Origin of the sequence: Marinobacter sp. es.048, from assembly GCF_900188435.1 — a bacterium.
In the GTDB taxonomy this organism is placed as follows: domain Bacteria; phylum Pseudomonadota; class Gammaproteobacteria; order Pseudomonadales; family Oleiphilaceae; genus Marinobacter.
Window position 1 is genome coordinate 1,101,051 of the sequence record NZ_FYFA01000002.1, and the last position, 25,410, is coordinate 1,126,460.

23 protein-coding genes are annotated in these 25,410 nt (G+C 57.9%); 5 read left to right on the forward strand and 18 right to left on the reverse strand.

The annotated features are described in order from the left end of the window. Nucleotides 1-4 precede the first annotated feature (4 nt). The 11 genes from era to rpoE form a co-directional block, all read right to left on the reverse strand. Nucleotides 5-922, reverse strand: a complete 918-nt coding sequence (gene era, locus CFT65_RS16080; RefSeq protein WP_088829071.1) for a GTPase Era — start codon at nucleotides 920-922, stop codon at nucleotides 5-7. Then, a complete protein-coding gene (gene rnc / locus CFT65_RS16085) occupies nucleotides 922-1,611 on the reverse strand; it encodes a ribonuclease III (RefSeq protein ID WP_088829072.1) in 690 nt (229 codons plus the stop codon). Before rnc ends, era begins: the two co-directional genes overlap by 1 nt. Beyond that, entirely contained in the window at nucleotides 1,608-1,997 is a 390-nt protein-coding gene (locus CFT65_RS16090) for a DUF4845 domain-containing protein (protein WP_088829073.1), read from the reverse strand. Before CFT65_RS16090 ends, rnc begins: the two co-directional genes overlap by 4 nt. A gap of 26 nt (nucleotides 1,998-2,023) precedes the next feature. Next, on the reverse strand, nucleotides 2,024-2,830 hold the full coding sequence (gene lepB / locus CFT65_RS16095; protein ID WP_088829074.1) for a signal peptidase I: 807 nt from the start codon (nucleotides 2,828-2,830) through the stop codon (nucleotides 2,024-2,026). A 12-nt stretch (nucleotides 2,831-2,842) separates the two neighbouring features. Next, on the reverse strand, nucleotides 2,843-4,645 hold the full coding sequence (lepA, locus tag CFT65_RS16100; protein WP_088829587.1) for a translation elongation factor 4: 1,803 nt from the start codon (nucleotides 4,643-4,645) through the stop codon (nucleotides 2,843-2,845). Nucleotides 4,646-4,749: 104 nt separating this feature from the next. After that, complete coding sequence (locus CFT65_RS16105) at nucleotides 4,750-7,476, reverse strand: EAL domain-containing protein (protein WP_088829588.1); 2,727 nt, start codon at nucleotides 7,474-7,476, stop codon at nucleotides 4,750-4,752. A gap of 128 nt (nucleotides 7,477-7,604) precedes the next feature. After that, nucleotides 7,605-9,029, reverse strand: coding sequence for a DegQ family serine endoprotease (locus CFT65_RS16110; RefSeq protein ID WP_088829075.1), 1,425 nt, complete (start codon nucleotides 9,027-9,029; stop codon nucleotides 7,605-7,607). A 134-nt stretch (nucleotides 9,030-9,163) separates the two neighbouring features. Beyond that, nucleotides 9,164-9,613: a SoxR reducing system RseC family protein gene (locus CFT65_RS16115; protein ID WP_088829076.1), complete on the reverse strand. Its 450-nt coding sequence runs from the start codon at nucleotides 9,611-9,613 to the stop codon at nucleotides 9,164-9,166. Further along, nucleotides 9,610-10,629, reverse strand: a complete 1,020-nt coding sequence (locus CFT65_RS16120; RefSeq protein ID WP_228705873.1) for a MucB/RseB C-terminal domain-containing protein — start codon at nucleotides 10,627-10,629, stop codon at nucleotides 9,610-9,612. Before CFT65_RS16120 ends, CFT65_RS16115 begins: the two co-directional genes overlap by 4 nt. Nucleotides 10,630-10,649: 20 nt before the next feature. Further along, nucleotides 10,650-11,210, reverse strand: coding sequence for a sigma-E factor negative regulatory protein (locus CFT65_RS16125; RefSeq protein WP_088829077.1), 561 nt, complete (start codon nucleotides 11,208-11,210; stop codon nucleotides 10,650-10,652). A gap of 15 nt (nucleotides 11,211-11,225) precedes the next feature. After that, nucleotides 11,226-11,912, reverse strand: a complete 687-nt coding sequence (rpoE, locus tag CFT65_RS16130) for an RNA polymerase sigma factor RpoE (RefSeq protein ID WP_088829078.1) — start codon at nucleotides 11,910-11,912, stop codon at nucleotides 11,226-11,228. A gap of 134 nt (nucleotides 11,913-12,046) precedes the next feature. On the opposite strand from rpoE, the gene nadB reads away from it, so the two are divergent. The 5 genes from nadB (at nucleotide 12,047) to CFT65_RS16155 (ending at nucleotide 16,388) form a co-directional block, all read left to right on the forward strand. Next, nucleotides 12,047-13,651: an L-aspartate oxidase gene (gene nadB / locus CFT65_RS16135; RefSeq protein ID WP_216360445.1), complete on the forward strand. Its 1,605-nt coding sequence runs from the start codon at nucleotides 12,047-12,049 to the stop codon at nucleotides 13,649-13,651. A 40-nt stretch (nucleotides 13,652-13,691) separates the two neighbouring features. Continuing rightward, nucleotides 13,692-13,964 (forward strand): succinate dehydrogenase assembly factor 2, encoded by a 273-nt coding sequence (locus tag CFT65_RS16140; protein ID WP_088829080.1) that lies wholly within the window; start codon nucleotides 13,692-13,694, stop codon nucleotides 13,962-13,964. After that, the gene (locus CFT65_RS16145; protein WP_088829081.1) at nucleotides 13,948-14,412 is read left to right on the forward strand and encodes a hypothetical protein; all 465 of its coding nucleotides are present in this window, start codon (nucleotides 13,948-13,950) and stop codon (nucleotides 14,410-14,412) included. The genes CFT65_RS16140 and CFT65_RS16145 overlap by 17 nt, the downstream gene beginning before the upstream one ends. 21 nt (nucleotides 14,413-14,433) lie before the next feature. After that, entirely contained in the window at nucleotides 14,434-15,429 is a 996-nt protein-coding gene (locus tag CFT65_RS16150; RefSeq protein ID WP_088829082.1) for a YgfZ/GcvT domain-containing protein, read from the forward strand. 125 nt (nucleotides 15,430-15,554) lie between these two features. Then, nucleotides 15,555-16,388 carry an HDOD domain-containing protein gene (locus CFT65_RS16155; RefSeq protein WP_088829083.1) on the forward strand — a complete coding sequence of 278 codons (834 nt, stop codon included), beginning with the start codon at nucleotides 15,555-15,557 and terminating at the stop codon, nucleotides 16,386-16,388. Nucleotides 16,389-16,554: 166 nt separating this feature from the next. Here the strand turns inward: CFT65_RS16155 and ung are convergent, their stop codons facing one another. The 7 genes from ung to CFT65_RS16190 all read right to left on the reverse strand — a co-directional run bounded on the left by ung (nucleotide 16,555) and on the right by CFT65_RS16190 (nucleotide 25,400). Continuing rightward, nucleotides 16,555-17,289 carry a uracil-DNA glycosylase gene (ung, locus tag CFT65_RS16160; RefSeq protein ID WP_088829084.1) on the reverse strand — a complete coding sequence of 245 codons (735 nt, stop codon included), beginning with the start codon at nucleotides 17,287-17,289 and terminating at the stop codon, nucleotides 16,555-16,557. A 3-nt stretch (nucleotides 17,290-17,292) separates the two neighbouring features. Then, on the reverse strand, nucleotides 17,293-18,828 hold the full coding sequence (lysS, locus tag CFT65_RS16165; RefSeq protein ID WP_088829085.1) for a lysine--tRNA ligase: 1,536 nt from the start codon (nucleotides 18,826-18,828) through the stop codon (nucleotides 17,293-17,295). A 51-nt stretch (nucleotides 18,829-18,879) separates the two neighbouring features. Beyond that, nucleotides 18,880-19,975, reverse strand: a protein-coding gene (gene prfB / locus CFT65_RS16170; RefSeq protein WP_141103822.1) for a peptide chain release factor 2 whose coding sequence is annotated in 2 segments (ribosomal slippage) — nucleotides 18,880-19,902 and nucleotides 19,904-19,975 — 1,095 coding nt in all. Because the reading frame shifts where the segments join, the coding sequence is not laid out codon by codon here. Between the two features lie 94 nt (nucleotides 19,976-20,069). Beyond that, the gene (gene recJ, locus CFT65_RS16175; RefSeq protein ID WP_088829087.1) at nucleotides 20,070-21,803 is read right to left on the reverse strand and encodes a single-stranded-DNA-specific exonuclease RecJ; all 1,734 of its coding nucleotides are present in this window, start codon (nucleotides 21,801-21,803) and stop codon (nucleotides 20,070-20,072) included. Between the two features lie 6 nt (nucleotides 21,804-21,809). Next, nucleotides 21,810-23,210: a threonine synthase gene (gene thrC / locus CFT65_RS16180; protein WP_088829088.1), complete on the reverse strand. Its 1,401-nt coding sequence runs from the start codon at nucleotides 23,208-23,210 to the stop codon at nucleotides 21,810-21,812. 11 nt (nucleotides 23,211-23,221) lie between these two features. After that, nucleotides 23,222-24,523 (reverse strand): homoserine dehydrogenase, encoded by a 1,302-nt coding sequence (locus tag CFT65_RS16185; RefSeq protein WP_088829089.1) that lies wholly within the window; start codon nucleotides 24,521-24,523, stop codon nucleotides 23,222-23,224. A gap of 145 nt (nucleotides 24,524-24,668) precedes the next feature. Next, nucleotides 24,669-25,400 carry a DsbC family protein gene (locus CFT65_RS16190; protein ID WP_088829090.1) on the reverse strand — a complete coding sequence of 244 codons (732 nt, stop codon included), beginning with the start codon at nucleotides 25,398-25,400 and terminating at the stop codon, nucleotides 24,669-24,671. Between the last annotated feature and the right edge of the window lie 10 nt (nucleotides 25,401-25,410).

Below are 25,410 nucleotides of genomic sequence, written 5' to 3' on the forward strand. Positions count from 1 at the left end.
TACCTCAGAGGTCGTTCATGCCCAGGCTCTTCAGGGCCCGGTCGCTGTCTGCCCAGCCACGCTTCACCTTGACCCAGAGCCTCAGCATGATCTTGCTGTCGAACATACGCTCCATATCCGTACGAGCTTCCTGACCAATGCGGCGCATCCGCTCGCCCTTCTCGCCGATGATGATCTTCTTCTGACCTTCTCGCTCGACCAGGATCAGGGCGGATATGTGCAGGGTCTTGCCCTCGCGCTTGAACTCCTCGATCTCCACGGCAACCGAGTAAGGCAACTCGGCTCCCAACTGGCGGGTGATCTTTTCCCGAACGATCTCCGAGGCGAGGAAACGTTCACTGCGGTCGGTGATCTGATCGTCCGGGTAGAAGTGGATACTCTCCGGCAGGTAACGCCCCACCGCCTCTTCCAGAGGCTCAAGATTGGTCTCTTTCAGGGCTGAAAGGGGAATGATCTCGGCAAACTCGCGCTTTTTCGAGAGCATATCCAGATGCGGTAGCAGGCTTTCCCGTTTTTCGATCTTGTCGACCTTGTTCACCGCCAGGATCACAGGGCATTTCAGGCGGCTGAGCTTCTCCAGCACCATCTCATCCGCGGTGGTCCAGGCCAGCTGATCCACCACAAACACCACCACATCGACATCAATCAGCGCCGACGTGGCCGCCTTGTTCATGTAACGGTTAATAGCCCGGGGCTCCTCTTCGTGCATGCCCGGTGTGTCCACATAGACCGCCTGCACCGGTCCCACGGTCTTGATACCAAGAACCTGGTGGCGGGTGGTCTGCGGCTTGCGGGAGGTTATGCTCAGCTTCTGTCCGAGGATATGATTCAGCAGCGTGGATTTACCCACGTTCGGACGGCCGACGATGGCCACAAAGCCGCAGCGGCTGTCCGGGTTTTCCGGACGGGTGATATCGTTCATTACTGGTTCTCCACGCCCAGTTCTTTCAGGGCGTTACGGGCTGCCTGCTGCTCGGCCACGCGGCGGCTGCTGCCGGTCCCGGCGGTCTTTCGGTCCAATGACGGCAGCGCACAGGATACATGGAATGTCTGGTTGTGGGCCTCGCCGTCCACAGAAATAACGTCATAGCGTGGCAGTGGAAACTGGCGGGACTGAAGGTATTCCTGCAAGCGGGTCTTGGGATCTTTCTGGGTATCCTGGAGATCAAGCTTCTCCAACCTGTGCTCGAACCAGCGCAAGACCTGCTCCCGGCATGTGTGAAAGTCACTGTCCAGGTAGATCGCACCAATGATGGACTCCACCGCGTCGGCCAGGATGGATTCCCGACGAAACCCGCCGCTTTTTAATTCGCCGGAGCCCAGGCGCAGGTAACTGCCGAGCTCGAACTCGCGACCAATCTCTGCGAGCGTTACGCCCTTTACCATCCGGGCCCGAAGACGGCTCAGCTGGCCTTCACGGGCTTTCTCGAAGTGCAGGAACAGATACTCGGCAATCACCATGTTCACAATGGAATCACCGAGGAACTCGAGGCGCTCGTTATTCTGATTTCCGTAACTCCGGTGGGTAAGTGCCAGCAGAAGCCGCTCCGGCGATTTGAACTGATAGCCGATGCGCCGCTGTAACTGATCCAGATCCGATTGTGAACTCACTTGCCCTTCATCTCATATGCGTGCTTGAAGTGAACCACCGTATCCACATTGCTGAACAGGTTGTTGCGCACTTCGTAATCAACATTGATAACGACCAGATCACCGTCCTTATCGACCGAAATATTCTTGGCATCAAATCCGCGGACATTGTTCACACTGAGCCGTTTGTTGATCAGCGTGCGAACCTGGGCCGGCCCCATCTTGGAGAGACCTTCGGTGCCATCAAGGCTTTCCAGCGCTTCCTGAATCGTAATGTCATCCAGATAGGCGGGGCCAAGCTTGATAACCAGCGTCAGCAGGCCACCAAAAAACAGCACCATCACCATCATGGTCAATGCCGAGGCACCGCGCTGACGGCCCATGCCGGAAAGATTGTTTTTCTTCATTATAACTGCGCTCCAGATAGTCCGAGTTACTCGATTCCGCCCACACGATCAAAGGATGGCAGACTGGTAAGGGATTTCCAGTGCATCCAGATAGCAAATGCCTTGCCTACCACCAGCTCGTCCGGGACCGTGCCCCAATAGCGACTGTCATTACTGTTGTCGCGATTGTCACCCATGACAAAATAATGGCCCTCGGGTACCAGCCACTCACCCTCACCGTTGCCGCCGACCCGACCCATGGTCAGGAAAATGTCGTGTTCCACTTCACCCAGGTCTTCGCGGCGCAGCTCCATCGGCGGCAACCGCGCGATAAACCGGGTTTCCACCTGCTCTCCATTGATGAACAGCTGCTTGTCCCGATAGCGGATACGATCACCGGGCAGACCGATCACCCGCTTGATGTAATTGGTCTGCCCGTCTTCCGGATAACGAAACACCATCACATCACCGCGCTGCGGATCGCCGACCGGAATCACTTTGGTGCCGGCAACGGGCAGCCTGAATCCATAGGCGTATTTGTTCACCAGAATGAAATCACCGACTTCCAGTGTCGGCAGCATGGAGCCTGACGGGATCTGGAATGGCTCCACCAGGAAGGAGCGCAACACCAGCACAATCGCCAACACCGGGAAAAACGATCGGCTCAGATCGACCAGGTAGGGTTCTTTCGGCTCTGCAGATTCCGCGGATGAGCCGTCACCCACTTCTCCGGCAGCACCGCTGGCACGGTAGGCAGCAAGACGACGCTCACGAAGAAACAGCTTGTCCGCCAGCCAGATCAGACCCGTTGCAAAGGTCAGTACCACCAGTACCAGGGGAAAATCGATATCCATCCAGGAGGCCTTTTATTTATCCACTTTCAGTACGGCAAGAAACGCTTCCTGAGGCACCTCGACATTACCCAGCTGCTTCATACGCTTTTTACCTTCTTTCTGCTTCTGCAGCAGTTTCTTCTTCCGGCTCACATCGCCACCGTAACACTTGGCGGTTACGTTCTTGCGAAGCGCCTTGACTGTGACCCGCGAGACCACCTGGTTACCAATGGCGGCCTGAATGGCAATATCGAACATCTGCCGCGGAATCAGTTCTTTCATCTTTTCTATCAGCTGTCGGCCTTTGTAATTGGCCTGTTCCTTGTGCACGATCAGGGCCAGTGCATCAACGCGCTCGCCATTGATCAGCACGTCCAGCCGCACCAGATTGGCGGTCTGGAATCGGGTAAAGTGGTAATCCAGAGAGGCGAAGCCGCGGCTGGCCGACTTGATCCGATCGAAGAAGTCCATCACCACCTCGGCCATCGGGAGCTCATAGGTGAGCTGAACCTGGGTCGTCATAAAGTGCATGTTCTTCTGGACGCCACGCTTTTCCTCGCACAGGGCTATTACGTTACCGATATGCTCCTGGGGCACCAGGATATTTGCTTCCACAATCGGCTCACGCATTTCCTCAATGGAACCAATATCCGGAAGCCGGGACGGGTTGTCTACCGACAGGGTCTCACCCTGTTTGGTAACCACCTCATAGATAACCGTTGGCGCCGTGGTGATCAGGTCAATGTCGTATTCACGTTCCAGCCGCTCCTGGATAATTTCCATGTGCAGCATGCCGAGGAAACCGCAGCGGAAACCGAAGCCAAGAGCATCGGAGCTCTCTGGCTCGAAAAACAGGGAGGCATCGTTCAGGGTGAGTTTTTCCAGGGCATCCCGGAAATCGTTGTAGTCATCGGCGCTAACCGGGAACAACCCGGCATAGACCTGGGGCTTCACTTTCTTGAACCCCGGCAGCATCGGCGTCTGTTCGGCGAACTTCTGGTGCACGATGGTATCGCCAACAGGAGCCCCGTGAATGTCCTTGATACCGGCCACCACGAAGCCGACATCGCCGGATTCCAGCATGTCGGTGTCTTTCGGTTTGGGATTGAAAATACCGACCTTATCGGCGTTCCAGGCCCTGCCGGTCGACTTGATGACGATCTTGTCGCCCTTTTTCAGGGTGCCTTCGGTCACCCTCACCAAAGACACGACGCCCAGATAATTGTCGAACCAGGAATCAATAATCAGCGCCTGCAGGGGCGCGCTGCGGTCGCCCTTCGGTGGCGGGATCTTCTTGATCAGATCTTCCAGCACATCCTCAACACCCAGGCCACTCTTGGCACTACAGCGGACCGCATCAGACGCTTCAATGCCGATGATGTCCTCAATTTCAGCCGCTACCCGTTCCGGTTCGGCCTGGGGCAGGTCCATCTTGTTCAGAACCGGCACCACTTCCAGCCCCTGCTCAATGGCGGTGTAGCAGTTGGCCACGGACTGGGCCTCGACCCCCTGCCCGGCATCCACCACCAGCAAGGCCCCCTCGCAGGCATAGAGCGACCGCGAAACCTCGTAGGAAAAATCCACGTGGCCCGGGGTATCGATAAAGTTCAGTTTGTATTCCTGCCCGTCACGGGCCGTGTAATTCAGCGTGACACTCTGGGCCTTGATAGTAATCCCTCGCTCACGCTCGAGATCCATGGAGTCCAGGACCTGCTCGGCCATTTCACGGTCGGTCAGGCCGCCGCAAACCTGGATAAAACGGTCTGCCAGCGTGGATTTACCATGGTCGATGTGGGCGATAATGGAAAAGTTACGGATTCGGCTCAGTTCAGTCACAGACAATGAATACTCAGTTAAGACGAAGGATTGAGCCCGGAGGGGCCGCTACCCGGATCCGGGAACGGCGTGATTTTACCGGTTACCGGCCGCCATTGCCATGATCAGGAAATCAGCGGCCTTTCGTACTGCCGTATAAGGAAACCAATGAGCGCATCCTCGTCCAGCGGATAGCTGAACAGGTTGCCCTGGCACTGGGCACAGCCGTGGGTTTTCAGGAAGCTCAGCTGCTGTGGGGTTTCCACACCCTCCGCGACCACAGTGAGATGGAGCTTGCGAGCCAGGGCAATTACCGCGGATGCGACATCCGTGGCACTGACATTGTAAGGAATATCACGAATGAACCGATGATCTATCTTGATCACATCCAACGGCAACTGTTGCAACGAGACCAGCGAACAGGAACCGGTACCAAAATCATCAAGAATCAGGCAGACCCCTAGATCGTGAAGTGACACCAACAACTCACGAAGCATTCGCGGGTCTTCATTGAGCAGTTCCGCCGGCATTTCCAGCTCCAGGCGCTCGGGCGAGACGCCCGTCTCGGTGATCACCTGGCGAATCATATCCAGGAAGCCTGAATCGGTCAGCTGGCGAACAGACAGATTCACCGCCATTTTCAGCGACTCAAAACCGGCCCTTTCCAGCGCCTGCACCTGAATACAGGCCTGCCTCAGGGCCCATTCGCCAAGGCGCACGATCAGGCCAGTTTCCTCGGCCAGACCGATGAACTGCTGGGCGGAAACCAGTCCTTTCTCCGGATGATGCCAACGCAGGAACGCCTCAACCCCGATGACCCGCTCACTGGCCAGATCAATCTTCGGCTGGTAATGCAGGACAAAGCGATCTCCGTCCAGGGCCGTGGCCAACTCCTCCTGCTGTAGAAGCCGCCTTGCAGCCTTGATGTTCATGGCCGGGGTAAAGAACTGGAACGTGTTCCGGCCCAGTTCCTTGGCACGATACATGGCCAGATCAGCGTACTTCATCAGGGTCCCGGCATCTTCGCTGTCGTGCGGGATCATGGTAATACCAATACTGACCGTGATACCGACTTCATGATCGTTCAACCGGATTCGCTGGCACAGGCTACGCAGGATGGTTTCTGCGACCTTACTGGCGGCATCGGAGTCACTGATCCGAGACAACAAAACCACAAATTCATCGCCGCCAAGCCGTGCAACTGAATCCTCCTCACGAACGCAGCCCACCAGCCATTGAGCGACCTGACGCAGGAGCTCATCCCCGGAATCATGACCCAGGGTATCGTTGATCCGCTTGAACCCATCCAGGTCCAGGAACATGAGGGCGGCCGGCTCGCCACTCCGGCGGCTGCAGCTGACCACATGATTCAATCGATCCCGGAACAGTTGCCGGTTCGCCAGTCCTGTGAGCGGATCGTAGAATGCCAACCGGTGCAGTTCGGACTGGGCCGCCTTGAGCTGGGTCAGATCCCGCAGGCTAAGCACAACCCCATTAACGCCGGGCACCGACAACATGGCGGTAAAGGTGCCCTCCATATCCCGCCACTGCCCCTCGGCATCGCGAATACGAACCCGGATAACCGGCATCTGTTTGCCCGGCGACTGCACGGAATCGTCAAAGCCTCTCTGCAGCTGAGGCCAGTCATCACCATGAACCAGTTCTTCAAACTTCAGGGCCTGAACCTGATCCGGCTCAAAGCCAAGAATATCAAGGCTGGACGGGCTAGCGTAAAGAGGCTGTCCGGCGCGGTCCATGACCAGGGTGACATTAGCTGCACCCTCGGTAATGGCCCGGTAGCGGCCGGCACTGATCTGCGCCATCAGGCGTGACCGGATCAAAGCCAACACGAAGAGGAACAACAGGGCACTGATCACCAGACCGCTACCGAGAACAATCGGAGGCCGGGGGTCCGAGGCCAGGAAATCAAAGGCGGGCGTGGAACGGGTCTGCAACAGCCAGTCGCGACCACCATGGCTGATGGTCTGGCTCATCTGAAAACTGAATTCATTATCGAGGGACCCCAGATTGGAGCCGTACATGAGGTTCTGACGCTCAACCACTCCGGCGTCGTAGATCCGGACATCAAGAAACGGCGAGATCAAGCCGACGATGCCGTCGATAAGGTTGTTCATCCGGAAGGCGCTAAACACATAGCCCGCCAGCATCATACGACGCTCAGCCCGGATCTCGGGCACCTCCCCACCCTGGTAGACGGGGTAATACATCAGAAAGCTGGCCTGGTCCTCACCAAGTTCTTCCTGAACCAGCACCACCTTGGCAGTCACCGTGGGGATGGCATCATCCCGGGCCCGCTCCATGGCCTGGCGATGAATGGGATCGCTGAAGGCATCGTAGCCAAGGGCCCGACGGTTACGTTCCGTACCCGGCTCCAGGTAAACCATGGGGTAGTAATAGGGCCCGCTGCCCAGCGGGTTCACCAGATATTTATGCACCCCTTCCGCACGGACAGAGGCAATATGATCGGCCATCTGGCGGACACCAATCCGGCGAACATAGCCAATACCCTGAATGCCCGGGTAGTATCGGTTGATATCCACCTTTTCGACGTATTCACGCCATTGGTCACGGGAAACGTCTCCGGCCACCGCAAACAGACCTGCGCTGCCGGCCAGCACCTGCTCATAGTTCAGCAAGCGCTCTTCAATGGCGGATTTTAATTGCAGCGACTGGGTGCGGAAACTGGCTTCCGTACGGTCTTCAACGAGCCGGATGGACACCTGCCAAAGCAATAGGGTGACGGCAATGGCAACGGCAAAAATCAGCCAGGCGACCCAGGCGTTGCGAAATTCCAGTAACTTACGGAGAGAGAGTTCCTGTCTGTTCATCATGTGGTTGGTCCGTTCCATGGCCACTCATTTTTATTGAACCGTCAAGTATAACAAAAGCCCCTGCGGGTGTCGTTTCCGACACCCGCAGGGGCTTTTGTTATCCGATGATTCAGCTCAGCAGACGGGTATCAGGGCTTCATCACCAGATACAGTGCCCGGCCCTGGCGAACCACCCGGACTGATACTGCCTTGCCTTCAGGCAGCGACCGCACAGCCTTGCGGAATTCCTGTACCGAAGTCACTTTCTGGCGGTTAATTTCGGTAATCACATCCCCCGCCCGAATGCCGGCTTCGGAGGCCGCACCCCGGGCAACATTATTCACCACAACACCGCCTTCAACGCCCATGGACTCGGCCATGTCTGCTGGCAGCGGCTCGACCAACATGCCCAGGGGAGCAGAGGCAGGGCCACCACTGTCACCGGAAGGCGCAGCAGCTTGCTGACTTCCCTCCTCGGGAAGGCGGCCAATTTCGACCTGAAGCGCCATCTCCTCGCCCCCACGAAGCACCCTCAGCTCAGAGGTTTCACCGACCGGCGTGCGACCGACCATGGGCGGCAAGTCAGAGGAAAGCTGCACCTCATCGCCGTCATAGCTGAGGACGATATCCCCCGCCTGCAGACCCGCTTTCTGCGCCGGCGAGTCCGCCATCACTTCGGCAACCAGTGCTCCGCGGGGCCGCTTGAGGCCAAAGGATTCGGCCAGATCCCGGTTCACTTCCTGGATCAATACCCCTAGCCAACCGCGGGAGACCGAACCCTTGTCACGCAATTGGCGGAACACATTCATGGCATCGTCGATGGGGATGGCAAACGAGACCCCCATGAAACCGCCAGAACGGGTGTAGATCTGGGAGTTTATACCCACGACCTCACCGTCCAGATTAAACAGGGGCCCGCCTGAATTGCCCGGGTTGATTGCCACATCAGTCTGAATGAAAGGCACGTAGTTTTCCGATGGCAGCGAGCGACCCAGGGCGCTGACGATTCCAGCAGTCACCGTATAATCGAATCCGAACGGCGAGCCAATCGCAAAGACCCATTCACCGACTTTCAGATCCCGGGACTGGCCTACCTTCACGACTGGCAGGTCGTCCCCGTTTTCAATCTTCAGTACGGCCATGTCGGAACGGGGATCAGTGCCAACCAGTGTCGCAGGCAGCTCGCGCCGGTCGTTCAGACGGACGATGATCTCATCAGCACCTTCAACGACGTGATTGTTGGTCAGCACATAGCCGTCAGAGGATACGATAAAGCCGGAGCCCATGGAGCGGCTGGGCTGAGAGTTACCCGGTCCGCCACCAAACGGAGACTGGGGGCCGCGGAAGAAATCCTGGAAAAACTCGGGAAGCTGCTCGAGCTGACGCTCATCAAACGGCATTCCGGGAGAGCCGGAATTGCGACGCGTGGGCTCGGTGGTTGTACTGATGTTCACCACCGCACCGGCGTTGTCTTTAACCAGCTCGGTAAAATCGGGCAGACTTCGTGCTGAACTCGCCTGACTCCAGACTGCCAACACCATGGCCGACAGCAAAACCAGCAAAGCGGCCGGCATCCTTCCGGGTATGAAATTACGTGACGGCTGGGCAACTGCTGTTGCACTCGACATGTTGTACCCCCTGTTGTTCTTACACCTAGGCGTAGTTTTGGGTTCGCCCCATCGATTTTCAACTTACAAAACCGTAGGGTTTAGAGACAGTTTTCAGAGGCAACCCGGTTTACCCGGACCAGACGGGGCTCATAATCGCTGCCGCCGGCGCTTTGCAGTTTTCGCCCTGTGAAAAACCCCAGGACCAGGCCAGCGACAGCAGACAGCATTGCCGCACCATCGTGCCCGCCGGACAGATGGTGGCCGAGGACACTTGCAACCACCATCAGGATCAGCGGTAAGGCGTAGACCAGAAGAGAAGCGCCCAGCAACGCCTGCTCGTCAATACCGATGGTGACTTCATCCCCGACCCCGGCATTGATCGAGTTCGTCACCAGAATCTGGTTGGCGCGGCCACCAGACGCCGCCGCGAGTACCTTCTGGCCGCAGCCACTGCGGGCCGCGCAACTCTGACAGGCACTGGTTCGAATCGTCTGGACCCAGACCCGGTCGCCCTTGAGCGCGACAACCTTTCCGGTTTCGGTAATCACGATTCACCCGCCCCCAAGGCCAGGGAGTCTTCAATACGGACCGACTCTGCAACCTGACGGGCTGTTTGCGGAGGCAGCTCCCCCACAACGGTGATCAGAAAGGCGTTATCTCCCTCGTTTACTTGGTGCATGTAAACCGTCGTAGCACCAATCTTGGAGGCCCCCGTCGGCATGGTTACCGGACCAGCCGGTTCAACGAACACCGAGAAAGCTGCCAGACCATCAGAGAAGGCAACCGCCTGGCCCTTGCCGGAGCGGGGCGCCGCGGCGGGTACGAACCCCTCCGGACGCCAGCCAAGCTGCCAGCCGTTCATGCGCTGAACTACAGATGCCGTGGGAGTGGGCTCGTCGAGCGTTCGGGAAATTTCCCGACCCTGGGTGCGGATTTTAAATTCGCTGTCGGGGATGTCCTCACCTATGTGCAGACTGGTGAACTGGAACTGCTCAAGCACCTCGCCCTCAGCGTTGCGGACATGACTCTTTACCAAAAGCCCGGTGGATTTCTCCAGCCAAAGTCGATGGCTGTAACGGTAGGGATCTTTCGAGCTCAGCGATACAGAAACCACCTCATATCCCGCAACCCGATCCTCACCTTTCATTTCTGCCCGATACCAGCGACTAACCGGCATCAACTGACTGGTGAATGCTTCCGCGAACGGCCCTGAGGGAATGACCTGATCGAGCTTCACACGGCCTGTTTCAGGAAGCACGCAGACCACGTTCATGCCCTTGCGCACGATTTCGCCGCTGCCGCCGTCCTGCAGCACCAGGCGCTCTTCAACAACACCGTTATTGTACCGATGCGCAATCTGCATGGAGTGCACGTTCTCTCCTCGGGCGTAAACGAACACACCCCGATAGGAGGTCATATTCAGCGCCGGCCCGAGCCTTTCGAGCCAGGTCGCTGCCTCATCCTCGTCCGCAGCAGCAGGAAGCGCTCCGGCAAGGGCAAGCAGAAGACCCACGAGCACTGACAGCGCACGGCATCGGAGAACATTGATGAGGGCTTGAGGCATTATCACACTTGCTCCGGGGTTCAGTAACCGGCACCGTTGGCGCTGACCAGTCGGGCATAGCCGACGGCGCCCCGCCCAGCACCAACGCTATTGTGCTGCGCATGTTCCAGCAGGTAGCGACTCATGAATTCCCACTGCTCTTCGTCAAGACCCTGCAGGGCTATTTCCCTGACCGGCTGATCCTGAACAGGCGTTTCCGGCGCGGCGGCGGTTACAGGTTGAACCGGACCCGCACCGGACGAATCCCAGCCGGCGCCGGCGCCAAATCCAACCAGAAGCGCCATGGCAACCATCGCGGCCGCCGGCCAGTGCCATCGGCCAGCCTTATTTTCCTGGACAGCGGGATCGGGCCGGGCTGTTGCGGAGCCGCGGCCATCAAGCAATTCACGGACGGCAACACTGACGTCCATACCATGGGCCGGCGAGTGGCCATCATGCATAAGGTCCCGGACGTCCTGCCAACGCTGCCACTGCGCCCGAACCTCGTCCTGGCTGTCGTGTGAAAGCAGGCGACGAACAGAAAGTTCGTCAGCTTCGTCGTCCATCATGGCGGACAGTGTTTCTCTGAGACGATCATCCATGGGATGCAACCTCAATTACGTCACGGAGTGATTGAGTAAAGGTCCAAGATGCTTATCAACTGCATCCCGGGCTCTGAATATTCGTGAACGGACGGTGCCGATCGGGCACTCCAGGATCCCTGCAATATCCTCATAGCTCAGGCCATCGTATTCCCTGAGCAGAAAGGCAGAACGGAGCTCTTCAGGAAGCTGGGCGATAGCCCGGTTCAGTTCTTTCTGGAGCTGTTCCCGTTGCAGAAGTCGTTCCGGCGATGCGGTATCCCGGAGTCGGGAGCCATCATCAAAATTCTCCGCCTCCGCCGAGTCAGCACTGCCCTGCGGGCGACGCCCCCGGGACTCCAGGTAGTTCTTTGCGGTGTTCACGGCGATCCGGTACAGCCATGTATAGAAGGCGCTGTCGCCCCGGAAACGTTCGATCGCCCTGAATGCCTTCACGAAGGTCTCCTGGGTCAGATCCATGACTTCCTGGCTGTCGTAGACGTACCGACTGATGATAGATGCGACCCTGGTCTGGTACTTGACCACCAGAAGATCGAACGCGGCGCGGTCACCATTGCGGACCTTGCGGACCAACTGCAGATCTGTCTGGCTGTCCGATTGTTCGCCCTGTTGTTTATCTGTATCAGGAGTCATGGACTGGTTGCCGGGGTTCCCTGATTTGATGGCCAGCTGTCCGGCCTGTACCAAGTTTCGCTGCGTCATTGATGCTATCCGGCGTCCGTTTATGAAACGGGCTCGGCCACCTGTCAGGCGGCTCACCCTGTCAGGCCAAATAGACAGCAAGCGTAAAGTTTAGTTCAATACACGTCCACATTATGGCCTGCGATAACGACCCGATGCCACAGTCCTTCGAATACGATGTTCTAATTATCGGCAGTGGTGCTGCCGGCCTCACCGTCGCCCTCAACCTTCCGGAGCATCTGAAGGTCTGCGTGGTGAGCAAGGCGCAGATCAGCAGCGGCGCCACTCTCTGGGCGCAAGGCGGGATCGCCGCGGTTCTGGATGATCAGGATTCCACCGAAAACCACATTACTGACACCCTGAACGCCGGCGCCGGCCTTTGCCATGAGGATGCCGTGCGCTTCACCGTCGAACATGGCAAGGAAAGCATCAACTGGCTGATTGATTCCGGTGTGGATTTTACCCGGGATCAGGACGCCCATTACCACTTGACTCGTGAAGGCGGGCACAGCCACCGGCGCATCATTCACGCAGCCGATGCCACCGGCCATGCGGTTTCAACGACCCTGACGTCCCAGGCAGAGGCACGCCCAAACATCGCACTCATGTCCGGTCGGGTCGCGGTGGACCTGATCACCAATCGCAAACTGTCCCTGCCGGGAAACCGATGTGTCGGCGCCTACATACTGAATCTTGAAGACAACCACGTGGAACTGTTCCGGGCACGATTCACGGTGATAGCCACTGGCGGCGCGTCCAAGGCCTACCGCTACACAACCAACCCGGACGGCGCCTCGGGGGACGGTATCGCCATGGCATGGCGGGCCGGCTGCCGGGTAGCGAACATGGAGTTCAACCAGTTCCACCCTACGTGCCTTTATCATCCCCACGCCAAATCCTTTCTGATCACGGAGGCAGTGCGTGGTGAAGGCGGCCTTCTGAAACTGCCTGATGGCACCCGGTTCATGGACCGCTTTGATGAGCGCGGCGAGCTGGCGCCCAGGGATATCGTTGCCCGGGCCATTGACCATGAAATGAAGCGGCTGGGCGCGGATCATCTTTACCTGGACATCAGCCACAAGCCCGCGGACTTCATAAAACACCACTTCCCGACCATCTACGAGAAATGCCTGGGCTTTGGCATCGATATCACCAGTGAGCCCATTCCTGTAGTGCCGGCCGCTCACTATACCTGCGGCGGTATAATGAGCGACGAGCGCGCCAGAACCGATGTCAACCAGCTCTACGTGGTGGGCGAAGCTGCCTTCACAGGACTGCACGGTGCCAACCGCATGGCCAGCAACTCTCTGCTGGAATGCCTGGTGTACGGTCGCGCCGCCGCAGCGGATATTACCCGCCGGGAAGCGGACATTCCGCCACCGCCGGAAGCACCAGACTGGGACGAAAGCCAGGTCCGGGATTCCGATGAAGACGTTGTTATCTCCCACAACTGGGACGAGCTGCGGCACTTCATGTGGGACTACGTGGGCATTGTGCGGACCACCAAGCGGCTCCAGCGGGCCAAGCACAGGGTGGACCTGCTGTCCGCGGAAATTGGCGAGTTTTACAGCAATTACCGTGTCACCAATGACCTGCTGGAACTTAGAAATCTGGTCACCGTTTCCGACCTGATCATCTGTTCGGCACTTCAGCGTAGAGAAAGCCGCGGACTGCACTACACGCTGGATTATCCGGGACTGCTCAATGAGGTCCGTGATACCGTACTGGTTCCCACGACTTACCGAACGCTTGCGCCCTGAACGAACACCGACTCTCTAAAACGATTCAATGGTAAACACTATGTCAGAGACATCTGCATCGTCCGAAAAAGCAGAATTCAACCGCCTGTGGTGGCACAGCCGTCGCGGCATGCTCGAGCTCGACAACCTCCTGATTCCATTCATGGAAGAGGCCTACCGCGATCTGGCCGCCGACGACCAGGCCCGCTACAAGAAATTGCTCACCCGCGAGGACAACGACATGTTCGAGTGGTTTATGCAACGCAGCCGCCCGGCAGATCCGGATCTTCAACGCATGGTCGACATCATCCTCAAACGTGTCCAGCCGGATTGAGCTGACGCTCACCCCCTCCCTGTCGGTTGGCGTCCTCGCAGTGCTGCCCTGGCTGCTGCTACTGGCCTTCCTGCTTATCGCGGCGCTAGCCGGCAAAACCTGGTTTCTTGTTGGAGCACCGGTTGCACTGGTCGGTGCCACCTTGCAGTATCGGTCCAACGGATTACTGCTGGGCGACAGTTCTGTGCATGGCCTCCTGATTGAACACGGAAAGATGTACGCCAAAACCGGAGACAACCAGCAGGTCGAGGTGCTTCCGCTGGCGGCCAGTCGGATCTGGTCCGGGCTGGCGCTCTTGAAACTGCGCCCGAACGGCACCAGATTCCAGTCTTACACCACGATACTGCTGGCACCGTCACCCGGCAGACCGGGTAACGTTTCGGCAGACGATTTCCGTCGCTTCAGGGTGTGGCTCAGACTGGGCCGATCCGAGCGACCATCCACCTGATTCACCGATCTGGAGCACGCCATGACCGACACAGACTCCCCTGTATCAGCCGTTGCAGACTATCCCCTGCCCAACAACGGCTGGGCGGTCCTTGACGACCAGGTGGTTGTGCGCATCAGCGGCCCCGGCACCGATAAGTTTCTTCAGGGCCAGTTCAGCCAGAACCTGGATGAAGTAACCCCGGACCGCTCCCCAAGAGCCGCCGCTGCGACTCCCAAGGGACGTGCCTACTGCCTTACCCGCATGGTCCGGGCAGGCGACGATATCCTGATGGATTTCCCTTCGGAGCTCGCCGACAACATCATCAGCCACTTGCGCAAATACCTGATGCTGTTTCGTGGGACTACCATGGAGGAGGTCCAGGAGTCCAGAATTATCGGCATTCTTGGCAGCGAATTGGCTGAAAGCCTCGGAGGTGATGCTCTGGACGAACTCAAGGAGCCTGGCGACTCGAGCCCAGTCAGGGACGGCATACTGGTGAAGACACAACCAACAGCTGAGGGCACAGCCCGCTTCGAGTTCTGGCAGACTGAAGAGAGTGAACCGGCGCTTCCTGCCGGCGACCAGATGTCCGTCACTGACTGGCAGGCATCCGAGATTGCTGCGGGTGTGGCCTCTCTCACGGCCGCCACACAGGAGTCCTTCGTGCCACAGATGCTGAACTGGCAGCATGTGGACGGCGTGCATTTCAAGAAAGGTTGCTATACGGGTCAGGAAGTGATTGCCCGGATGCATTTCCTCGGGCAATTGAAAAAAAGCCTGTTCCGGTTCCGTCTTGAACGTGCGGAAGAGCTGCCCGCCCCCGGAAGCGCCCTCCTTGCTGGCGAACGGTCAGTGGGAGAAGTGGTGAACTCGGTAAAATACCGCGACAGCAGCATAGAGCTGCTCGCTGTTGTACGTCACGATGCAGCCGAAAATACCCTGCATCCGGACGGCCTGCCGGAGGCGGTGCTGGCCCCAATGCCACTGCCCTACTCAGTGCCCGAAAGGGAAAAAAGCCCACAATCAGATACATAAGTTGACAGGCAAACGCGCCAGAATTTGCTATTTTGCTATGCAGTAGCTCACATATTTGATTGTTCGGATGGTGGGTCAGGCACTCTGGCCACTCTTCCGAATCTTTAAGCGGACCTTTACTGACCATGTCGAATATTGTTGAAACCATCAAAGCCGATCTCAACGCAGCCATCGAAAATGACAAGCTGGTACTCCCAACTCTTCCGGAGGTAGCGCTTCAGGTCAGAGATATTGCGCAATCCGAGGATTCTTCAATTGCCGACCTGGTAAAGGTCATCAGCAATGACACAGCTCTGTCCGCGCGTATCATCCGGGTGACCAACAGCCCACTGTTTCGCGGTAGTCGCGCCATTGAGAACCTGAACATGGCGGTCAGCCGCCTGGGCATGGCCTACACCAGCAACCTGGCCATGGGCCTGGCGATGGAGCAGATGTTCCAGGCCACTTCCGACATGATCGACAAGCGCATGCGTGCCACCTGGCAGACCAGTACCGAAGTGGCCGGTGTCTGCCACGTTCTGGCCCAACACTACACCAAACTCAAGCCGGACCAGGCTACTCTCGCAGGCCTGGTGCATCTGATCGGTGTGCTGCCGATCCTGCGCTATGTGGAAGACCAGGATATCCAGATCAGCAGCATCATGCTGGACAATGTGGTTGATGAGCTTCATCCTAAGATCGGCGCGACCATCCTCAAGAAATGGGATTTCCCGAAGGAGCTTCAGAACGTTCCCCTCGAATACTCCAACTTCAACCGTGAGGTGCCGGCGCCTGACTATGCGGATCTGGTGATGGTTGCCAATCTGCAGCTGGTGGCGGGTTCAGAGCATCCCTGGAATGAAATGGACTGGACGAAGATTTCGGCCTTTGACCGTCTTGGGTTGGATCCGAATATCGACATGAGCGAGGAAGAGGATCTGAACGCCCAGATGGAAGCGGCTATGGCGCTGCTTCAGTAATACCTGCCGCAGTCCCTTGGCCCCCTCGTTTTTGGGGGCTGGCGCGGGGGTGGCAGTTTTTTCCCTCGGGAAAAGAACTCGCTTCGCTCAGACAGCTTTTCCTGTCGGGAAAAAACTGCCACCCTCACACCGATAAAAATTGGAAAGGCGCTCCTGACCTGCCCTCTCAGCTCTTCTTGTATCTCTCGATCAACTCAGATTTGCTTGGCAACGCCCAATCAACAGTGGGCCTTCCATGCTGTTGCAACCAGTCGTTCGCCTTTGAAAAGTGCTTGCAACCGAAGAAACCCCGGTAAGCGCTTAGTGGCGAGGGATGGGGGCCATCGAGGACCAAATGTTTGGTGCGGTCGATGTGCTGGCCTTTCTTTTTGGCGTAACTGCCCCAGAGCAAAAATACCACGCCTTCCCGTTCGCGGTTGATGGTTTCGATGACCTTGTCGGTGAAGGTTTCCCAGCCTTTGCCCTGGTGGGCGCCGGCCTGGCCCTGAACGACGGTCAGAACGCTGTTGAGCAGCAACACGCCCTGCTCGGCCCAGGGTTGCAGGCAGCCGTGGTCCGGGGGAACGATGCCCAGGTCGTCCTGGATTTCTTTGAAGATGTTCACCAGTGAAGGCGGGATTGCCACGTTCGGGCGCACGGAGAAACACAGGCCATGGGCCTGGCCGGGGCCGTGGTAGGGATCCTGCCCTAGAATGACCACCCTTACGTTATCCAACGGCGTACTGTTTAGGGCGTTGAAGCAGTGTTGGCTGGCAGGGAACAGGACTTTGCCGGCCTGTTCCTCGCCAGCGAGGAATTCCGCCAGGCCCTGCATGTAGGACTGGCGAAATTCTTCCGAGAGATGCTCTTTCCAGCCCCGGTCGGGCCTGAGCTGGCTGGCCAGTACCTCAACCGGGCTCATGGATCAGTCCTCGTCTTTACGGCTGTCGGCCTTGTGCTCGGGACGCATGGCCGGGAACAGGATGACGTCGCGAATTGACGCCGAGTTGGTCAGCAACATGGCCAGGCGGTCAATACCAATGCCTTCACCGGCGGTGGGCGGCAGGCCGTATTCCAGGGCCATCACGTAGTCTTCATCGTAGAACATCGCTTCGTCGTCACCGGCGTCTTTCTCGGCTACCTGGGCCTGGAAGCGCTCGGCCTGGTCTTCTGCGTCATTCAGCTCAGAGAAGCCGTTGGCGATTTCGCGGCCGCCAACGAAGAACTCGAAGCGTTCGGTGACGAACGGGTTGCTGTCTTTGCAGCGGGCCAGGGGCGAAACTTCTTTCGGGTACTCGGTGATAAACGTCGGCTGCATCAGGCGATGCTCGGCCGTCGCCTCAAAGATCTCGATCTGGACTTTGCCCAGCCCCCAACCATCCTTGAGATGAATACCAAGGTCTTTCGCCACCTGGCGGGCACTGACATCGTCCGCCAGCTGTTCAGGCTTGATATCCGGGTTGTAGCGCAGGATGGCATCAACCACGGTCAGGCGCTCGAAGGTTGTGCCGAAATCGTACTCGATGGTTTCTTCGCTGCCATCCGCCAGGGTGCGGGTGTTCACAACTGTGGTCGTGCCCTGCACTTTCTGGGTGATGGAGCGCAGCATATCCTCGGTGAGGTCCATCAGGTCGTTATAGTCGGCATAGGCCTGGTAGAACTCGACCATGGTGAATTCCGGATTATGACGGGTGGAAAGCCCCTCATTGCGGAAGTTCCGGTTGATCTCGAACACTCGCTCAAAGCCGCCAACCACCAGACGCTTCAGGAACAGCTCCGGCGCAATGCGCAGGTACATGTCGATACCCAAGGCATTGTGATGGGTCACGAAGGGGCGCGCGGTGGCACCTCCCGGGATCACCTGCAGCATCGGGGTTTCAACTTCCATGAAGTCCCGGTCGGTGAAGTACTGACGCATGGCGCTGATGATCTTCGAGCGCGCATAGAACACCCGACGGCTGTCCTCGTTGACCATCAGGTCGACATAGCGATGGCGGTAGCGGGCTTCCGTATCGGTCAGGCCCTTGTGCTTTTCGGGGAGCGGGCGCAGGGACTTGGTAAGCAGCACGTACTCATCCATGGTCACGTAGAGGTCGCCCTTACCCGACTTGGACAGAGTGCCACGCACACCTACGATGTCCCCCAGATCCCAGTGCTTGGTGTCTTTCTGGACATCCTTGGACGCATAGATCTGGATCCGGCCGGTCATGTCCTGAACCACCTTGAAAGCCTTGCGATCGAGCATCATGCGACCGGCAATGGCCACCTTGATACCGAGGGACTCCAGCTCTTCCTTGCTTTTATCACCGTATTTCGCCTGCAGTTCGGCGGCGGTGGCGTCACGACGGAAGTCGTTCGGGAACGCGTTGCCCCGGTCGCGCATCTCTGACAGTTTGGCGCGGCGCTCGGCAATCAGCTTGTTGTCCTCATGCTGTGCGGCATTCTGAGTTTGATCAGTCATTTTGGCTCACTAGGAATCGGGTTGTCCGGGTTAGCGTGGCAAAGGCGCTGGTTACAGCGCCATCTTCAGGCTGGCTTCGATGAACTTGTCAATGTCACCGTCCAGCACCGACTGGGTATTACTGGTTTCAACCTTGGTGCGCAGGTCCTTGATACGGCTGTCGTCCAGAACGTAGGAGCGGATCTGGCTGCCCCAACCGATATCGGCCTTGGCGTCCTCGGCTTTCTGTTTCTCGGCGTTGCGCTCCTGCATCTCACGCTCAAACAGCTTCGCCTTGAGCTGTTTCATGGCCTGGTCCTTGTTCTGGTGTTGGCTTCGACCAGCCTGACAGGCCACGACAATGCCAGTGGGATTGTGAGTCAGACGAACCGCCGACTCGGTCCGGTTAACGTGCTGACCACCAGCGCCGGAGGCACGGTAAACATCCACCCGAAGATCCGCCGGATTAATTTCAATTTCGAAGCTGTCATCCACTTCCGGTGACACAAACACCGAAGAAAAAGACGTATGCCGACGGTTGCCGGAATCGAACGGAGACTTACGCACCAGCCGGTGAACGCCGGTTTCGGTACGCAGCCAGCCATAGGCGTAGTCGCCCTGGATGTGAATGGTGGCACTCTTGATGCCGGCCACGTCACCTTCCATCAGCTCGACAATCTCGGCCTTGAAGCCGCGACGCTCGGCCCAGCGAAGGTACATCCGCAGGAGCATGTTGGCCCAGTCCTGGGCTTCGGTACCGCCAGAGCCGGCTTGAATATCGAGGTAGGCGTTGTTGGCGTCCATTTCGCCGGAGAACATGCGGCGAAATTCGAGCTTCTCAAGCTCTTTATCAAGACTTTCCAGATCAGACTCGATCTCGGCGACGGTGCCCTCATCCTCTTCTTCTGCGGCAATATCCAGCAGGCCCTCGGCGTCTTCAAGGCCGGAGGTGAGGTTATCGATGGTCTTGACGATCAGTTCAAGATCCGCGCGCTCTTTGCCCAGAGCCTGAGCCCGATCCGGGTCGTCCCAGACACTTGGCTGCTCCAGTTCGCGCTCAACTTCGATCAGTCGCTCACTACGCTGATCGTAGTCAAAGATACCCCCTGAGCGCTTCAGTGCGCTCACGAAGCTCTTTAATCTTCGTCACAATGGGATTAATTTCCATGAAACCCTTACTCGCTCTAGAAAATGGAGAGTAAAAACAGAGGCGGGATTCTACCGGAAATCGGTTTGTAAATCAGCCTGCGGGTTTCCGCGAATCAGGCAAGCGGCTCGAGGTAATCCACAAGTAGCTGCAGATTGGTTCGCCCACGGAAGGTATTGGCATCCGGCTTGTAAACCACCCTGGCTCCGGTGCGGGTATAGTCGGGCACTTCCGGGCCGGTGTTGAAGGCAATGCCATCGATAATCCCGCCGCCTTCGACAGGTTGCAGCACCAATTTCAGGTGGTTCTCCCCAACAACACGCTGGCTGACCACCCGGAATTCGCCGTCGAACAGCGGCTCCGGGAAATGTTGACCCCAAGGGCCAGCCCGCTTGAGCAGCGCCGCGGTGTCCAGGGACAGTTCGTTTGGCCCGAGAGGCCCATCGGTTGTGATCGCTGCTTCCAGATCTTCGGCCGAAAGAGTGTCTCGAACGGCGCGATCGAAGGCCTCAGAAAAGGCATCCAGATCATCTTTATCGAGGGTCATGCCCGCGGCCATGGCATGACCGCCAAATTTTTTCATGATCCCGGGATAGCGGGAATCGACCACGGCAAGTACATCCCGAATATGAAGTCCCGGAATAGAACGGGCAGAGCCCTTAATGTCTTTGCCATTGTCGTCCGGGGCAAAGGCAATGGTTGGTCTGTGGGTCTGCTCTCGAATTCGGGCCGCGAGGATGCCGATGACCCCCTGATGCCAGTCAGGATCAAACAGGGCGAGCCCCCAGGGCAGCCCCTCAAGATCCAAAGACATGGAGGCCAGCAGATCCTGTGCCTGGGCTTTCATATCCTTCTCGATGGTCCGGCGTTCCCGGTTGAAGGTATCCAGCTCCCGGGCCAGCCGACGCGCCTCGTCCGGGCTGTCTGCCAGCAGGCAGGCAATACCGATACTCATGTCATCAAGCCGTCCTGCGGCATTCAGGCGGGGGCCAACTACGAATCCAAGATCGGTTGAGCTGATCGCAGTGTGATCACGGCCCGCGACTTCCAGCAGCGCCAGAATACCGGGACGGGCCTCACCCTGACGTATCCGGCGCAGGCCCTGCTCCACGAAGATCCGGTTGTTGTGGTCGAGGGGTACGACATCGGCCACTGTACCGAGCGCCACCAGGTCCAGCAGACTCCCCAGGTTGGGTTCAGGATCAGGCAGGCGATTGGTTTCCCGGAGCTGTTTGCGCAACGCTGTGAGCACGTAAAACATGACACCAACACCGGCCGCGTTCTTGCTCAGGAAAGGACAACCCGGCTGGTTGGGATTGACGATGGCATCGGCATCCGGAAGCTCTTCACCGGCCAGGTGGTGATCCGTCACCACCACTTTCACGCCAAGCTCCTTGGCCGCTCGAACGCCCTCAACAGCGGCAATGCCGTTATCGACGGTAACCATCAGGTCGGGAAGCTGACCTTCATCACGCAAGCGCTCAATAATACCCGGCGTCAGGCCGTAGCCATCGGCAAACCGGCTCGGAACGCGAAAATCGATGCTCTGCAGACCCAGCATTGAAAGGCCAAGCATGGCGACGGCCGTGCTGGTGGCGCCATCGGCGTCAAAATCGCCGAGCACAAGAACCCGCTGTTGCTGCTCGATAGCCTCTGCCAGTATTTCGACGGCCCGGTCGATGCCCCGAAGTGACATGGGCGAGGCCAGGTGTTTCAGCGTGTAGCTGAGCTGCTCATCGGAAGTAATGCCACGGGCGGCGTACAGGCGGCGAAGCAAGGGAGGCAGGTTTTGCCCCCAGTCCGGAAACGTCTCGGGCTGGGGGCGACGCAGGATCTTTTTTGGTGTCATACCCGATCAGGCGTTTTTCCAGTGCTTGGCAATAAATTCCTGCACACCGGCGATATTGTTATCCAGTACCGTGTAGCGCTCTTCCCGCTCGAACAGGTCGGCCATATGGGCCGGTAGCGGAGGCTTCACACTCAGGCCGGACTCGGCCACGGCATCCGGGAACTTGGCCGGATGTGCGGTACCCAGGGTGATCATCGGTACCGCCTGATCACGGCGACAGTTGCGCGCAGCGCGAACCCCGATGGCGGTGTGAGGATCCAGAAGATACTCGTTCTGTTCGTAAATCTCACGGATGGTATCGCAGGTGGCTTTGTCATCCACCGCGTCGCTGTCGAACAACTTGCGTGCATGCTTCCAGCGGTAATCCTCAATGCTGACCGGCCCTTTGGCGGCATTTTCCAGCAGGGTCTTCACTGCCAGCCCGTCACGACCGTGCAGATCAAACAACAGACGCTCGAAATTGCTCGACACCATGATATCCATACTCGGAGACAGGGTGTGCTCCAGCTGGTGCTGTTCGTATTTGTTGCCACTCATGAAACGATGCAGGATATCGTTGCGGTTGGTGGCAATGACCAGCTGTGAGATCGGCAGCCCCATCTTCTTGGCCAGATAGCCGGCAAAGATATCGCCGAAGTTCCCTGTGGGTACTGAAAACGCCATGCTGCGATCCGGGCCACCGAGGGCCAGGGACGCATGGAAGTAGTAAACAATCTGGGCCATGATCCGGGCCCAGTTGATGGAGTTCACGGCTGCCAGCTGGGTTTTGCCACCCAGGAACGACTGGTTGCCAAAGCTCTCCTTCACCATGCGCTGACAATCGTCGAAGTTGCCACGCACCGCAATGTTGTGGATGTTGTCACCCTGGACGGTGGTCATCTGGCGGCGCTGGACTTCGGATACGCGCTGGTGTGGATGCAGAATGAAAATATCCACATGCTCACACCGGCGACAGCCTTCGATGGCAGCCGAGCCGGTATCACCGGAGGTCGCCCCCATTATAACCACGTGCTGCTTGCGCTTCTCCAGAACATAGTCCAGAAGCCGCCCCAACAGCTGCAGGGCGAAGTCCTTGAAGGCCAGGGTCGGGCCGCGGAACAGTTCCATCACCCATTCGTTGGTATCCAGCTGAACCAGCGGAGCCACGGCCTGGTGGGTGAAGACCGAATAGGTCTCGTCCAGCATCTTGCGGAAATCGTCTGCGGGCACAGCGTCATCGACAAACGGGTGCATGACCTTGAATGCCAGCTCACTGTAGGAAAGCCCGCGCCAGCTCCGGATTTCTTCCAGACTGAAATGTGGCAGGGATTCGGGGACGTAGAGTCCGCCGTCCGTCGCCAGACCGGTCAGCAAAACATCCTCAAAGCCCAGTGCGGGCGCTTCACCCCGCGTACTGATGTATCTCACGTTCGTACCTGTCAGTTGAAGTTTTCAGCGCGGATGCGGACAACCTGGCCATCGGTATCGGACAGGGCTTCCAGCTCTTCAATCGCACGGTTGATCTGCCGCTCCTGAACGGTGTGGGTCAGGATGATCACTGGAATACGACCGTCCTTCAGCTCGGATTCCTTCTGCATGATCGACTCAATATTGATGCCATGCTCGCTCAGGATCGAAGCAATCTTTGCCAGCACACCCGGACGATCCAATGCGGTAATGCGCAGGTAGTAAGCAGACTGGATGTCCTCCATGGACAGCACGTCCAGGTCTTCCATGGCATCCGGTGAGAAGCCCAGGTATGGCACACGCAGGCTGCTTTCTGTCGCCACGGCACGGGCAACATCAACGATATCTGCGATAACAGCTGATGCTGTTGCCTCATCCCCCGCGCCAGGGCCGTAATACATGGTCTGGCCAACGGCATCGCCATCCACCAGGACCGCATTGAGCACGCCATCAACCTGGGCAATCAGATGGCTCTGGGGCACCAGGGTCGGGTGAACGCGGAGTTCAATGCCGTCATCCCGACGACGTGCAATGCCGAGGTGCTTGATGCGATAGCCCAATAGCTCAGCGTGAGCAATATCATAAGGGGTAATCTTGGAGATGCCTTCGGTGAAACCCTTCTCGAATTGCAGAGGCACACCAAATCCGGCGGACGCCAGAATAGTCAGTTTGTGGGCGGCGTCAATGCCCTCCACATCAAAGGTCGGATCTGCTTCGGCGTAACCCAGGTCCTGGGCTTCCTTGAGAACTTCGGAAAATGCCCGACCAGCACGCATTTCGGTCAGAATGTAGTTTCCGGTGCCGTTGATAATGCCTGCAATCCAGTCAATGCGGTTTGCCGCCATGCCTTCGCGGACGGCCTTGATAACCGGGATACCACCGGCAACACCCGCCTCGTAGGCCACCACAACGCCGGCTTTCTCGGCCGCTTCGAAAATTTCATTGCCGTGGACAGCGATCAGGGCCTTGTTGGCAGTAACCACATGTTTGCCGTTGCGGATAGCCGCGAGCACAAGCTCCCGCGCGGCGTCATAGCCGCCGATGAGCTCAACCACGATATCAATGCCGGGATCGTTCACCACGTCATAAATGTCGGTGCTGAAGGGCACATCCCCGAGGTCCATATCCTCGCGGGCCCGTCGACTGGCAATCCTGGTAATCCGGATATTGCACCCGGCCCGGCCGGCAATCAGCCTGGCGTTGCGGGTCAAGACATTAAAGGTACCGCCGCCGACGGTTCCCAATCCGCAGATTCCGACACTGACGTCTTTCAAACTCTCACCTCTGATCCCGAAGGGGTGCTGATGAATTATATTAGGCGGGCATAGTATACCGATTCAGGCCTCACTGAATAAGCCCTGAATCGGATCCTTCGAAAATACCGTGTAACGCAACACGGACGACGGGTGCGAGAGGCTGTCAGAGCAGCCCGAGCCCCTCAGCCAGACGCTGCGCGGGGACATAGCCACGAACCATGTTGCCGTCCTCCAGGACAATGGCAGGTGTTCCGGTCACGCCAACCCGACTACCCAGCTCAAACTGCTCGAGTACCGGGTTTTCACAGTTTGCGTCGGCCACCTTGCGGCCAGCCTTGGCTGCATCCATAGCGGCCTGTTGATCGTCAGCGCACCAAACCGACTCGTACTTCCTGAAAGATGCGGTGTTGGGACCAGACCGGGGGAAAGCATAGTAATTGACGGTAATGCCGTATTCGTTGAGTTGCGGCACTTCATCGTGCAGCTTCCGGCAATAGGGGCAGTCAATGTCGGTAAACACATCCACCACCGCCTTCTCGTTTTTGGCGGGGAAGCTGATCACCCCTTCATCCCCAAAATCTGCCATAGTCTGTCGGCGAGCATCCGCGCGGGCAGCTTCAGTCACATTGGCAATGCCCTGGTCGGTAATCTTCAGAAGATCACCCGTCATCAGATACTGGCCATCCGCGGTCGTGTAAATCGTGTCGCCATTATTGCTCTGGACTTCATAGAGCCCCTTTGCCTCAGACTCCTTTACCGATAACACCTGAAGGCCCGGGACGGCCTGGGTCAGACGCTCGGAAATCCGATCTTCGACTTCCCCGGCACTGACATTCGCCATGACGAATGAGCCAAAAACGAAGGCAAACGCCACAACCGCATGTTTAATATTCATTCTGACAAAC